Here is a 12,443-nt window from a genome sequence, read left to right as displayed (position 1 = left end):
CCGTCGCGTCGCCTCACCATCGTTGAAGGGTAAGGCAGCCGAATCACACCGAGATGAACAGAAACTCGCTGGTCGGAACCTGAACTCGGAGAACTGTCACAACGCGGTTGCGGCGGCGGCTGTGAGCTGTCAAGCGGGGGATGCACTCACCGCTGTGAGGTCCGGCCGGACCCAGACACTGCCGAGACCTCCGGAGAGCAACCGTACTCGCCAGTCACTTCCGGCGCCCGGATGGTCGGTGCGGCGATGCATGCCGCGGGTCTCGGTGCGGGCCAGGGCGGAGTACTTGGTCCAGCGAGCGACGGCCAGCAGCGCGGCGGCCTGCCGGGCGAGCAGGCGATCGGGTCCCCTTCCGCCGAGCGCCAATTCGACGGCGGGCCACATGCCGTCCAGTTCGCCGATGCTGTCGCGCAGGCTGCCGTCGCTGCGCCAGTAGCTGCGCCGCAGCGGCAGCGTGTGCTCCTGGACCAGGCCGACCACCGCGCGCGGATCGATGCGCGCCTTGTCGCCCAGACCCGCGCCGGGCACCGGGCGCGCCTTGCCGAGCTTGCGGCGGGCCGCCGCGAAATCGGCCGCGCCCGCGCCCGCCCACACGCCGGAGGAGATGGCCCACGCGCCGTTCTGGCCGCCGAACCCGCTGACCGCCCCGGTGATGGGCTCCCGGGTGGTGACGTCGCCCGCGCCGTAGAGGCCGGGAACCGTGGTCGCGCAGTCGAGTCCGGTCAGCCGCAGCCCGCCGGTGCCGCGCACCGTGCCCTCCAGCACCGCGGACAACGGCACCTGACCGGTCGGGCTCGGCCCGTGCCGCTGCAGCTCCGCGCGCACTGCCTCGGGCAGTTCGTCCAGCGCGGCATAGACCCGCCTGCCGTCGGCGATGGCCGCGAAAGCCTGTGCGCGCGAACCGCATCCCTGCCCCCACAGCACCGCTCGCGACTCGTCGTAGAGCGTGGCGAAGTGCATGACCTGGTCGGAGGCGAACACCGCGGCCACCGCGCGGCCACCCGGCAGCGGCGAACCGGCCACCGGGGTCAGCGAATACGCGTTGGAGAACTCCATGCCGGACAGTTCGGCCCCCGCCTCCGCCCCCATGAGCAGCCCGTCCCCGGTGTCCACATCGGTGCCCGCGCCACCGGAGAGGAAGGCACAGCCGCCGGTGGCCAGCACCACCGCACGCGCCCGGACGGTCCAGCCGCGGAACTCGCCACCCTCCGTCACACCCGCCGCGCCCGACACGACGCCGTCGCGGTCGGTGATGAGCTGGAGCGCGGGATGGCGGTCGAGGATGCGGATCCCCGCGATCACCATGCTGCGCCGCAGCCGGCCCAGATACTGCGCGCCGTCGAGATAGACCCGCGCCGGGCGCTCGGCGTGTTCACCACGGAAGCGGAAGCCGCCGGTCACCAGTTGGCCGACCCGCCGATGGGTCTCCTCCAGCACCCGGCACATCCACTCCGCGTCGCCCAGCCCGCCGCCGTGCGCGAAGTTCTGCCGTACGGCCTCGTCTCGGGCCGGCCCGGGCGGAATGTTCCACAGGGTGACCCCGCCCCGCGCCGTAGGGCCGCTGCTGCCGCAGCGGCCCTTGTCGGCGACCAATACCCGCGCGCCCGCGGCGGCAGCGGCCAGAGCGGCCCAGGCTCCGGCCGGGCCACCTCCCAGCACCAGCACATCGGCGTCGAATTCGGTCATATCGACAAATGTTCGACGACGGTTCACTCACTCGCAACCGTTATGCGTATTTCAATTCCACCACTGCGCCCAGAGCAGATATCCGGCTATCACGAAAACGACCAAACATCCGAAAAAAGCCGCAAAACCCCGATGCCTATCCGCATAAATTTGGGCGGCCAGCACGGCTGCCGCCGCGGTCACATGCCACGTCACAGCCGCCCATCCGGGGCCCGGAAAACCGCGCCGAGCACCGATGATCGCGGTGGTGGCGACCGTGGCCGCCAGCACCAGCGTGCCCCCCGCGACCATTCCGCTCAGGCCCCGGACCACTCTCATGCGGTGATCACCGGGACTCCGCTCGCTTTGCCCACGATTTCCTCGAATTGCGTTGGGTCGGTGGTGAATTCGCCGAGCCGAATGGTCTTGTTGGCGCCGTGGTAGTCCGAGGAGCCGGTCGTCAGCAAACCCAGCTCGGCGGCCAGCCCGCGCAGCACCTCACGGTCCTCCGCACTGTGGTCGGGGTGATCGAGTTCCAGGCCACCCAGCCCGAACTCGGTCAGCTCGCGAATGTGATCCAGCGCCAGCAGCCGCCCACGCTTGCGGGCCCGGGCGTGCGCCACCACGCTCACGCCGCCCGCCGAGGCCACCATTTCGACGGCCCGCCGCAGCGGCGTATCGGCCTTCTCGACGTAGTAGCGGCCGTGCGGGGCCAGCAGATCCTGGAAGGCGGCGCCCACGGTCGGCACCACCCCGGCGTGCACCAGGGCCCGGGCCAGATGCGGGCGACCCGCCGACGGGCCCACCGACGCCATGACCGCGTCCGGATCGATGGGCAGGCCGTCGGCGGCCATCTGCTCGGCCATGGTTCGCAGCCGCACCACCCGTTCGGCGCGCAACCGCTCCCGCTCCTGCGCGAAGGACTCGTCCTCGGGGTCGAACAGGTAGGCCAGCAGGTGGACCGGCACCGGATAGCCGTCCTCCCCCAGCCCGACACACGACATCTCCATGCCGCGCACCAGCGTCAGGCCCGGAGGGAGCGCGGCGGCGGCCTCGGCCCAGCCGGAGGTGGTGTCGTGGTCGGTCAGGGCCACCACGTCGAGACCGGCAGCGGCGGCGTTCGCGATCAGTTCGGCCGGGGTGTCCGTGCCGTCGGACGCGTTGGAATGGGTGTGGAGATCGATGCGCACGCCCCCTATATTGCCTGCGACGCAAACCAGCGCCCGGGGGCGGGACGATTAGCATCGTTGATGTGTCCTCGATTCCGCCGCTGCCGTCCTTCCACTGGCTCGGGCGGTCCGGCGAGCCGCTGGACCCCGCCAAGATGCCCGTCCATCGCGGCCGGATCGTCGACTGCGCGGTCTACGTCGACGGGGTGCGGCTGTTCGAGCACAGCTCGTACAAGAACGCGCTGGCCGAAGTGCGCGAACGCCGCGAAGGATTCGTCTGGCTCGGACTGTTCGAGCCCGGCAAGGAACTCATGGCCGATATCGCGCAGACCTTCGGCCTGCACGAACTCGCCGTCGAGGACGCGGTCAAGGCGCAGCAGCGGCCCAAACTCGAACGCTACGACGACATCCTGTTCCTGGTGCTGCGCACCGTGCGCTACATCGAGCACGAACTCAGCACGGTCAGCGAGATCGTCGACACCGGCGAGATCATGGTGTTCGCGGGACCCGATTTCGTGATCACCGTCCGCCACGGTGAGCACACCGAATTGAGCGGTGTGCGCAAGGACCTCGAAGCCGACCCGCGCCAGCTCGGACTGGGGCCCGGCGCGGTCCTGCACGCGGTGGCCGACCGCGTGGTCGACTCCTATGTCCAGGTCACGGCGGCGATCGAGGAGGACGTGGACGCCATCGAGGAGGCCGTCTTCACGCCGGCGAACAAGCTCCAGATCGATGCCATCTACCAGCTGAAACGTGAAGTGGTGGAGCTGCGCCGGGCCGTCAAGCCGCTCGGGCTGCCGCTGCAGGTGCTGACCCACGACACCACGCTGCCGCTGCCCAAGGAGATCCACCGATATCTGCGCGACGTCACCGACCACCACACCGCGGTCACCGAGCAGATCATCGATTTCAACGAATCCCTCAGCGCCCTCATCAATGCCGCGCTGGCCAAGGTGAGCGTGCAGCAGAACACCGATATGCGCAAGATCTCCGCCTACGCCGCCATGGCCGCCGTGCCGACCATGATCGCGGGCGTCTACGGCATGAATTTCGAACACATGCCGGAACTCTCGTGGACCTACGGCTACCCCATCGTGATCGTGACGATGATCGGCCTGTGCGCCCTGCTGTACGCGAATTTCCATCGCAACAACTGGCTTTGAGCACCCGCCCCGACCAGGGGCTTTGCTGATCGCCTCGACGCGCCCGCCGTCGGGTTGCTATGAATTCGGCTGTGTTCATGAAGAGGACTTCGCCGGTCCGCGGCCGGATGGCTTGGTGGACAGCAATATTCGGGCTCCTGCTGGCTGTGCCGGTGCCCGCCGCGGCCGGCCCGGCAACCGACTCCTACGTCGACTCTCTCGCCGATGCCGCACCGGCACCCACCCTGCAGTGGACCGACTGCGATTCCGGATTCTCCTGTGCGACAGCACGAGTGCCACTGGACTACGCGCACCCCGAGGCGCGATCGATCGACCTGGCCGTGATCAAACTCCCCGCCGCCGACCCGGCCCGGCGGATCGGCACGCTGTTCGTCAACTTCGGCGGCCCCGGCCGGTCCGGGGTGCAGCGGCTGCGGGAACGGGCGCACTGGCCGTGGCTGTTCTCCGACGAGCTGCGCGCCCGCTTCGATCTGGTGTCCTGGGATTCCCGCGGCGTCGCGAACAGCGCACCGGTGCACTGTTTTCCGGATGCGACCGCGCAGCAGCTGTTCTTCGCCACCTATCCCGCGATGCCCGGCACGCCCGGCACGGAGCCGCCGTTCTTCGTGGCCGCGAAGACGCTGGCGGACAACTGCGGGCAGCGCGCCGCCGACCTGCTGCCCCACCTGTCGACCGAGAACACCGCACGAGATCTGGACCTGCTGCGCCGGGCCGTCGGCGACGACAAGCTGACATACCACGGCATTTCGTACGGCACCTACCTGGGCGCGCTGTACGCCAACATGTTTCCCGGCCGGGTCCGCGCCCTGGCATTGGACGGCTCGATGGACTTCCGCGGTAACGCCCTCGGTCTCGACGACGCCGCCGCCGACCAGCCCATCGACACCCGTCAGGACGTCGCCACCGGAATCGCGGGCACGTTCGACGCCATGCTCGACGCCTGTGTGGCGGCCGGGCCCGAATGCGCTTTCTCCCAGGGAGATCCGCGAGACAAATGGCAGCGGATCCTGGAACGGGTACGGCGCGAACCGATCTCGTGGGACGGCAAACGGTACGATTACGGCACGGTGGTGGCCGCTGCGGGCCAGCTGTCCAATCCGGCCGGCTGGCCGCAGGTCGCCGCCACCCTGCAACTTCTCTACGATCTGCGCAACACACCGTATCGGCCGACCGATGTGCTCGCCGAGACCTCGGCCCTGGTGCGGCAGGTGGCCGATATCGGCACGGGCAGCTCGCAAGGCCTGGGCGGCACCGGCGCCAACACCTACGACGACAACTACACCGAGGCCTTCCACGGCGTCCAGTGCGCCGACAGCCGGGTGCCGCGCGACGAGCGGCGCTACAGCGCCCTCGCGATCAGTGAGGACCAGCGGGTGCCCGTCTTCGGCCGGCTCGGCGTCCTGGACGCACTGACCTGCGCCTACTGGCCGCAGACCGCCGTGAACCCCTACCCGGGACCGTGGAATCGGCCGACTGCCCCGATCCTGGTGATCAACAGTCGCAATGATCCCGCGACACCGCTGGCCGGAGCCGCCGCCGGTGCGGCCGAACTGTCGGACGCGCGCCTGTTGGTGGTGGAGGGCGCCGGGCACAGCAGCATGTACGTGCACAGCACGTGCTCGGAGGCCGCGAAACGCGAATATCTCATCGCGGGAACGCTTCCGGCCAGCGGCACGACCTGTCCGATCGACGGCAACCCGTTCGATTAGAGCGACGCGGCGGCCCGGGCGGGATCGCGCACGTCGATTCCCGCCTCGGCCCAGGCGTCGCGCAATGCCGCCGCGCCGCGAATCCGCACCCACGCCGCCTCCGTCGCGGTGATCGGCACGACAGCCAGGAATCGCACGGGCTCAGCGGGTTCCGGCAGCGCCACCTCCGGGATGTCGCTCGCACCCAGTAGCACCGCGGTGAACGGTGCGTTGGCCCACAACTGTTCTCCCAGGTCGAGCAGCGCATCCGCCTGCAGCACAACACCTTCCACCGCAGGTGCCGCCACCAGTACGCCCAGCGTGCGAGTCAACCCCGAACCCGCGCCCACACCGCCGCGCAGTGTCAGCACCAGCTCCGCACGCGGCCCGCGCACCGGATCGGCCAGCGCCGCGGCCGGATCCGTCATCGGATGCCGGGAGCCGCCCAGTGTGGCGTAGTGCACGAACTCGCCGTCCGGGATACGCAGGATGTCGATGGGCTCCAGCCCCAGAAACGTCACCGATGCCGCGTCCGCGGACTCCACCCCGAAATGACCGAGCAGCGCGGCCCGGACCTGATCCATTACCTCCATGGATCTAGATGGCCAGCCTGGCGAGCATGTCGCGCGCCTGCTCGGCGGTCTTCGGGTCGCACAGCACGTCGTAGCGGCCGGCCACCAGCTGCATGGTGGAGGCGAAGTCGCGCTGGCCCCGGGTGGCCGCGTACGGGATGGATGCGGAGATGAGGCCGAAGATGATGCCGCCGATCAGGCCGACCGCCAGCGGGCCGATGGCCCCGCCGGAGGTGAACATGCTCAGCAGCAGACCCAGGAACAGGCCCAGCCAGGCGCCCGAAACCATGCCGCCGCCAATGACTTTGCCCCAGGTCAGCCGGTACAGCACACGCTCGACCTGCATGAGGTCGACACCGACGATGGTCACGCCCTCCACCGCGAACTGGTTGTCGGCCAGGTAGTCGACCGCCCGCTGCGCCTCGGCATAGGTCGGGTAGGAGCCGACCGGCCAGCCCGACGGTGGCGTCGGCAGGCCGGGACGGCCCCGGCTCGGATTCCCCATGGGATTCGTCATGACTCCATCATGCTATTTCGCGTCGACGGGCGCTGGTACGAAACGCGTGGTTCGCGCCATTCCGGCGGCCCTGCCTTTATCAGCGATCACCTGAGCCATCTTGGCGCTGGCCTCGTCGATCATCTCGTCACCGAGCATTACCGCGCCCCGCGCGCCGCCCTCGGTCGAGGTGTGGAACGCGTAGGCGTCGAGGATCTCCTCGGCCCGGTCGTAATCGGCCTGGCGTGGGCTGAAGATCTCATTGCAGGCGGTGATCTGATCCGGGTGCAGCACCCACTTGCCGTCGAAACCCAGTGCGGCCGTGCGGGATGCGTTGCGGCGGAAGCCGTCGATATCGCGGACCGCCAGGTAGGGGCCGTCGATGGCCTGCAGGCCGTGGGCGCGGGCCGCCAGCAGGATCGTCATATAGATGTGGTGATAGGCGTCACCCGGCTCGTAGCCCTCGGGCTGCTCGCCCACCACCAGGGTGCGCATATTGATCGAGGCCATGAAGTCGGCGGGACCGAACACCAGGGTCCGCACCCGCGGGCTCGCGGTCGCGATGGCGTCGATATTGCGCAGCCCGAGCGCGTTCTCGATCTGCGGTTCGATCCCGATCCGCCCGACCGGCAGCCCGTTGGCCTTCTCCAGCTGGGTCAGCAGCAGGTCGAGGGCCTGCACCTGCCCGGCGTCGGTGACCTTCGGCAGCAGGATGGCGTCCAACTCCGAGCCCGCGCCCTCCACCACGGCGATGACGTCGGCATACGTGTGCTCGGTGGTCCAATCGTTGACCCGCACAACGCGAATCTGGGCGCCCCAGCCGCCGGAGTTGAGGGCCGCCACGATGTTCGCCCGCGCGGCCGCCTTCGCCGCCGGCGCGACCGCGTCCTCGAGATCCAGGAACACCTCGTCGGCGGGCAGTCCCTTGGCCTTCTCGATCATGCGCGGGTTGCTGCCGGGGACGGCGAGCACCGATCGGCGCGATGTCATGGCTCACTCCTTCTTATGGCGCGACATTTTGGACGCGTTCGACCCATTAGCCTTACCAAACATGGCAGCGACGAAGGTTTTCGCCGCCCGGCTGGCGGGCTTGGTGGTACTGGGACCGGACGGCGAGTCTATCGGCCGCCTCCGCGACATCGTGATCTCGATACGGTACGACCGCCAGCAGCCCAGGGTGCTGGGCGTGCTCGTCGAACTCCCCACCCGCAAGCGCATTTTCGTGCCCATGCTGCGGGTCCAGGCCATCGAACCGGGCGCCCTCACCCTCACCACCGGCACCATCAGCGTGCGCCGCTTCGAGCAGCGGCCCGGCGAGCTGCTGGCCATCGCACAGATTCTCGACTCCACGGTCCGCGTCGCCGATTCCGAGCTGCCGCAGCTGGCGAGCGCGGACGTGGTGGTGGTCGACCTGGGTATCGAGCAGGGCCGCACCCGCGACTGGGTAGTGTCCCGGGTCGCCGTGCGCGAACGCCGCCGCCTCGGCGTGGGCTTCGGCCGGCGCGGCGCGGTGCACGTGGTCGACTGGGCACAGGTGCGCGGCCTCACCCAGACCGAGCTGAACCTGCCCGGCCAGGACGTCACCCAGCTGCTCGAGCAGTTCGAGGGCATGCGCCCTGCCGACGTCGCGCACCTGCTGCGCGAACTGCCGCTCAAGCGCCGCATCGAGGTGGCGGCCGCCTTCGACGACGAGCGGCTGGCCGACGTGGTCCAGGAGCTGCCCGAGAACGACCAGGTGGAACTGCTCGAACAGCTCGGCGTGGAACGCGCGGCCGACCTGCTCGAGGCCATGGACCCCGACGACGCCGCCGACCTGCTGGGCGAGCTGCCCGCGGGCGAGGCGGAATCGCTGCTGGCGCTGATGGATCCGGAGGACTCCGAACCGGTGCGCCGCCTGCTCGAGCACGCGCCCTACACCGCCGGTGGTCTGATGACGCCCGACGCGATCGTCATCACCGCCTCCACCACGGTCGCCGAGGCGCTGGCCCGCATCCGCGATCCCGAGCTGACCCCGGCCCTGGCGTCGATGGCCTTCGTGGTGCGTCCGCCCACGGCCACCCCGACCGGCCGCTACCTGGGCTGCGTGCACTTCCAGCAGTTGCTGCGGGAACCGCCCGCGAACCTGGTCGGCGGCATTGTCGACACCGACCTGGTGCAGCTGCGGCCCGATGCCCCGCTCACCGCCGTGACCCGCTATTTCGCCACCTACAACCTGGTGTGCGGACCGGTGGTGGACACGGAGAATCATCTACTGGGAGCCGTCACCGTCGATGACGTGCTCGACCACCTGCTGCCGGAGGACTGGCGCGAGCAGGACGAAGACCATCACGATGCGCACGGCATGCCCGTGATCGAGGGGACGGGAGGCAGGGCGTGAACAGTCAGGCCCCGGAGGCGGCAGCTTGCGTAACCACGCAGGGGCCCGGTTCATGCCGAGAGGAAACAGCATGAGCGAACGGCTCGAAAAACTCAGCGCCCGCCAGCGTTTGGAGACCCCGGTGCAGAGCCGCTTCCGCGGTCTCGACTGGGATCCCGAGGCGATGGCACGTTCCAGCGAGAAGGTGGCCCGCTTCCTGGGCACCGGCCGCTACCTGGTGATCCAGACCGCCATCGTGGTGGTGTGGATCCTGCTCAACGTTTTCGCGCTGCGGCTGCAGTGGGACCCGTATCCGTTCATTCTGTTGAATCTGGCGTTCTCCACCCAGGCCGCCTACGCCGCGCCGCTGATCCTGCTGGCACAGAACCGCCAGGACAATCGCGACCGGGTCTCGCTCGAGGAGGACCGGACACGAGCGGCCCAGACGAAAGCCGACACCGAATTCCTGGCGCGTGAGCTCGCCGCGCTGCGGCTGGCCGTGGGCGAGGTCACCACGCGCGACTACGTGCGCCGGGAGCTGGACGACATTAAGGAATCCCTGGTCAGACTGGAGAAACTGGCCGTCGGCGGCGAGATCGCGAAGGCCAGGAAATCAAAGAAGAGTACCGATCGGAAGTCTGATGAGGTCGCAATTTCGGCACAAAAAGATGGCGACTGACCATCGAAGTTGTTCCGATCGAGCTGACTGATGGGTAACCTGGATCACGTTGTTCCGAGCGACCTACCCAGACACTGCCGCTGCATGAGTGTCACCACGGGGCATCGGCCGCACGACTGAGGGGATTGTGTGGTGGCAAAGAGACTATCTGCTCCGGTGACAGCGTCGGCACTGTTGATTGCGGGCCTGGTCACCGCCGGTTCTGCCACCAATACGACCGTCCACACCGTGGCCCCGCAGGCCGCGCCGGACGCGTTGCTGGCAGCCGCCTCGGCGCACAACGTGAGTGTGAACAGTCCCGCCGACACCCCCTCGGATCAGACCGTCGGCCTCGTTCCGGCGGCCCCGGAGGCCGCCCGCAAACTCAGCGCAATGACCCCGCCCGCCGACGGCTCGCCGCTCTTCGGCGGCACCGTGCCGCTGCAGGACATCGCATTGCCCGGCGGCAGTGGCGTGCTGGGCATTCCGGAGATCGTACTGGCCGCCTACCGCAATGCCGAACTGGCGCTGCAGTCTTCGGACCCGAACTGCCATCTGCCCTGGTACCTGCTGGCCGGCATCGGCCGCATCGAGTCCAACCACGCCAACAACGGCCGCACCGACGCCGCGGGCACCACGGTCTCCCCCATCTACGGCCCGGCCCTGGACGGGACGCTGCCCGGCAACGAGATCATCAAGGCCAGCGACGGCAGTTTCGTCCGGGCTATCGGCCCCATGCAGTTCCTGCCCAGCACCTGGTCGGTGTACGCCGCCAATGGAAAGGGCAACGGCACACCGGATCCCAACAATGTCTTCGACGCCGCGCTGGCGGCGGGCAAGTACCTGTGCTCGGGCGGCATGGACCTGGCCGATCCGCAGCAGCAGCTCCGGGCCGTGCTGCGCTACAACAATTCGGTGTCGTACGCGGCCAATGTGCTCAGCTGGGCCAATGCGTACAAGACCGGCGGCGCACCGCAGCAGGTGAGCATCTCGCCGGATCTGGTGCCCAACAACTACGTTCCGGTCAGCGGCCCGGATATCACGGTGGCCTCCACCACGATTCCGGCCACCGCGGCGCCCGACACCACGCAGCAGACCACCACGCCGACGCCGACCCAGGTGATGATCACCATCCCGGGCCTGCCGCCGATCCCGTGTGGCATCTTCTGCCCGGCTCCCGTGGTGCCCGCGAATCCCTGTGAGCAGGTGGCGGTTCCGGCGCAGCAGCAGCCGGATCAGAAGGCCGACAAGGTCCCCGGCGACCCGGCCACCGACGACAAGACCAAGCCCGAGGACGCCGCCAAGCCCGAGAACGGCAAGCCGAACGAGCAGCAGTTCGGACCCGACGGCAAGCCGGTGGCCAAGGATCAGCCCGCCGTCACCTCCTGCAACACCCAGACGGGTCAGCAGGACCAGAAGCCCCAGGATCAGCCGCAGCAGGCCGTCCAGCAACCGCAGGACCAGCAAACGGTCACGCCCAGCAAGACGCCCGCACCCGAGGCCGACGTCCCGTCCGATTCCGCTCCCGACACCACCACGACCACCACCCCGGCCCCGGGCATCACGCTGCCGTTCGGCATCACGATTCCGCTTCCGGCCCCGGCCCCGGCGCCTGCCCCGTAACGACCGTGTGATTCGCGAGTTTCGGAGTGACGCTCCGGAACTCGCGTCTGACTTGCGTTTCCTTCAAATCCTGAGAGTTGGTCACGAAGGGGTAACAGGAAGGTCTCGGATAAGGTAACGTGGCCTCTGTTGCATCACCCCGGTATCAACCGATGGCAATGGAGGGTCACCACACAGTGGGTCGTCACCGCAAACCCCCGGTCCTGAAAGTTCGCCGTGGATCGGTCATCGCATTGACCGGGCTCGTGCCCGCCGGACTGGCCACAGTTACCGGAGCCGGCGACGGGAACATCGCCGACAAGCTCGCAGCTACCGTCCAGCACCAGCTGTCGAACGACAGCGAGGAACAACTACCCAAGCCCGAGGCTGCCGTATTACCCGCCGCCGCACCGGAACCGCTGCTGCACGAGGCCAAACAGGTTGCGCCCGTTGGTCCTCCGGAAGTGAAGTCCGTCGCGCAGCCGGACGGCCGAATGCCGTCGGCGCGCCCCGCCGGGCCGCTCGGCATACCGGGCGTCGCGCAAGACGCCTACGAGAACGCGGAACGCATTCTGGCCGTGGAGAATCCGACCTGCAATATGCCGTGGAACCTGCTGGCCGGTATCGGCCGGGTCGAATCCGGCCACGGCTACGGCAAGATCGATGACAACGGCTATCCGCTCGAACCCGTCTACGGCCCGATCCTGGACGGCAGGCTGGCCGGGAACAACGTGGTCGCGACCTCCGGCGGTGGCGACCTGGACGGCTTGTCCGGCAGCTACCGCCGCGCCGTCGGCCCCATGCAGTTCCTGCCCGAGACCTGGCGCAAGTACGCGGCCGACGGCGATGGCGACGGCGTCGCCGATCCGCAGAACATCTACGACGCCGCGCTCACCGCCGGCAAGTACCTCTGCTCGGGCGGCCTCGACATGCGTGATCCGGGCCAGCAGACCCGGGCCATCCTGCGCTACAACAACTCCATGGCGTACGTCGCGAACGTCATGGCGTGGGAGACCGCGTACGGCTCGGGGATCTCCCCGGCGGCCGCCGCGCTCCCCCGCATCTGACCGCTCC

The 12,443-nt window shown here is 68.8% G+C and carries 11 protein-coding genes; 6 read left to right on the top strand and 5 right to left on the bottom strand.

The window, feature by feature from the left end:
- Positions 1-129: 129 nt before the first annotated feature.
- Both ACIRRA_RS23575 and ACIRRA_RS23570 read right to left on the bottom strand, forming a co-directional pair.
- Positions 130-1,686, bottom strand: a complete 1,557-nt coding sequence (locus ACIRRA_RS23575) for an FAD-binding protein (protein ID WP_402771718.1) — start codon at positions 1,684-1,686, stop codon at positions 130-132.
- 314 nt (positions 1,687-2,000) lie between these two features.
- The gene (locus ACIRRA_RS23570) at positions 2,001-2,855 is read right to left on the bottom strand and encodes a PHP domain-containing protein (RefSeq protein ID WP_402771716.1); all 855 of its coding nucleotides are present in this window, start codon (positions 2,853-2,855) and stop codon (positions 2,001-2,003) included.
- Between the two features lie 71 nt (positions 2,856-2,926).
- On the opposite strand from ACIRRA_RS23570, the gene ACIRRA_RS23565 reads away from it, so the two are divergent.
- Both ACIRRA_RS23565 and ACIRRA_RS23560 read left to right on the top strand, forming a co-directional pair.
- Positions 2,927-3,997 (top strand): magnesium and cobalt transport protein CorA, encoded by a 1,071-nt coding sequence (locus tag ACIRRA_RS23565; protein WP_402771971.1) that lies wholly within the window; start codon positions 2,927-2,929, stop codon positions 3,995-3,997.
- 77 nt (positions 3,998-4,074) lie between these two features.
- Positions 4,075-5,706 carry an alpha/beta hydrolase gene (locus tag ACIRRA_RS23560; protein WP_402771713.1) on the top strand — a complete coding sequence of 544 codons (1,632 nt, stop codon included), beginning with the start codon at positions 4,075-4,077 and terminating at the stop codon, positions 5,704-5,706.
- On the opposite strand, the gene ACIRRA_RS23555 is transcribed toward ACIRRA_RS23560, so the two are convergent.
- From ACIRRA_RS23555 to ACIRRA_RS23545, 3 genes are read right to left on the bottom strand one after another with little or no spacing between them, the layout of a single operon-like run.
- Positions 5,703-6,278: a suppressor of fused domain protein gene (locus ACIRRA_RS23555; protein ID WP_402771710.1), complete on the bottom strand. Its 576-nt coding sequence runs from the start codon at positions 6,276-6,278 to the stop codon at positions 5,703-5,705. The two genes, ACIRRA_RS23560 and ACIRRA_RS23555, sit on opposite strands and share 4 nt — an antisense overlap.
- 4 nt (positions 6,279-6,282) lie before the next feature.
- On the bottom strand, positions 6,283-6,774 hold the full coding sequence (locus ACIRRA_RS23550; RefSeq protein ID WP_402771707.1) for a general stress protein: 492 nt from the start codon (positions 6,772-6,774) through the stop codon (positions 6,283-6,285).
- 12 nt (positions 6,775-6,786) lie between these two features.
- Positions 6,787-7,743 carry an HpcH/HpaI aldolase/citrate lyase family protein gene (locus ACIRRA_RS23545; protein WP_402771704.1) on the bottom strand — a complete coding sequence of 319 codons (957 nt, stop codon included), beginning with the start codon at positions 7,741-7,743 and terminating at the stop codon, positions 6,787-6,789.
- A 61-nt stretch (positions 7,744-7,804) separates the two neighbouring features.
- On the opposite strand from ACIRRA_RS23545, the gene ACIRRA_RS23540 reads away from it, so the two are divergent.
- From ACIRRA_RS23540 to ACIRRA_RS23525, 4 genes are all read left to right on the top strand, one after another.
- On the top strand, positions 7,805-9,130 hold the full coding sequence (locus tag ACIRRA_RS23540) for a magnesium transporter MgtE N-terminal domain-containing protein (protein WP_402771701.1): 1,326 nt from the start codon (positions 7,805-7,807) through the stop codon (positions 9,128-9,130).
- 70 nt (positions 9,131-9,200) lie between these two features.
- Positions 9,201-9,788: a DUF1003 domain-containing protein gene (locus ACIRRA_RS23535; RefSeq protein ID WP_402771698.1), complete on the top strand. Its 588-nt coding sequence runs from the start codon at positions 9,201-9,203 to the stop codon at positions 9,786-9,788.
- A gap of 156 nt (positions 9,789-9,944) precedes the next feature.
- Positions 9,945-11,390 (top strand): lytic transglycosylase domain-containing protein, encoded by a 1,446-nt coding sequence (locus ACIRRA_RS23530; protein WP_402771696.1) that lies wholly within the window; start codon positions 9,945-9,947, stop codon positions 11,388-11,390.
- Between the two features lie 176 nt (positions 11,391-11,566).
- Entirely contained in the window at positions 11,567-12,436 is an 870-nt protein-coding gene (locus ACIRRA_RS23525; protein ID WP_402771968.1) for a lytic transglycosylase domain-containing protein, read from the top strand.
- The last annotated feature ends 7 nt before the right edge of the window (positions 12,437-12,443 follow it).

Source organism: Nocardia sp. NPDC101769, from assembly GCF_044766925.1.
Lineage (GTDB): Bacteria > Actinomycetota > Actinomycetes > Mycobacteriales > Mycobacteriaceae > Nocardia.
The sequence above is the reverse complement of the archived record's forward strand: the minus strand, read 5'-3'. Positions and strand labels throughout refer to the sequence as shown.

Coding starts and splice junctions, on each gene's coding strand:
- ACIRRA_RS23560 (WP_402771713.1), top strand. CDS start 4,075: ATGAAGAGGACTTCGCCGGTCCGCGGCCGGATGGCTTGGTGGACAGCA.
- ACIRRA_RS23540 (WP_402771701.1), top strand. CDS start 7,805: ATGGCAGCGACGAAGGTTTTCGCCGCCCGGCTGGCGGGCTTGGTGGTA.
- ACIRRA_RS23550 (WP_402771707.1), bottom strand. CDS start 6,774: ATGACGAATCCCATGGGGAATCCGAGCCGGGGCCGTCCCGGCCTGCCG.
- ACIRRA_RS23545 (WP_402771704.1), bottom strand. CDS start 7,743: ATGACATCGCGCCGATCGGTGCTCGCCGTCCCCGGCAGCAACCCGCGC.
- ACIRRA_RS23555 (WP_402771710.1), bottom strand. CDS start 6,278: ATGGAGGTAATGGATCAGGTCCGGGCCGCGCTGCTCGGTCATTTCGGG.
- ACIRRA_RS23575 (WP_402771718.1), bottom strand. CDS start 1,686: ATGACCGAATTCGACGCCGATGTGCTGGTGCTGGGAGGTGGCCCGGCC.
- ACIRRA_RS23535 (WP_402771698.1), top strand. CDS start 9,201: ATGAGCGAACGGCTCGAAAAACTCAGCGCCCGCCAGCGTTTGGAGACC.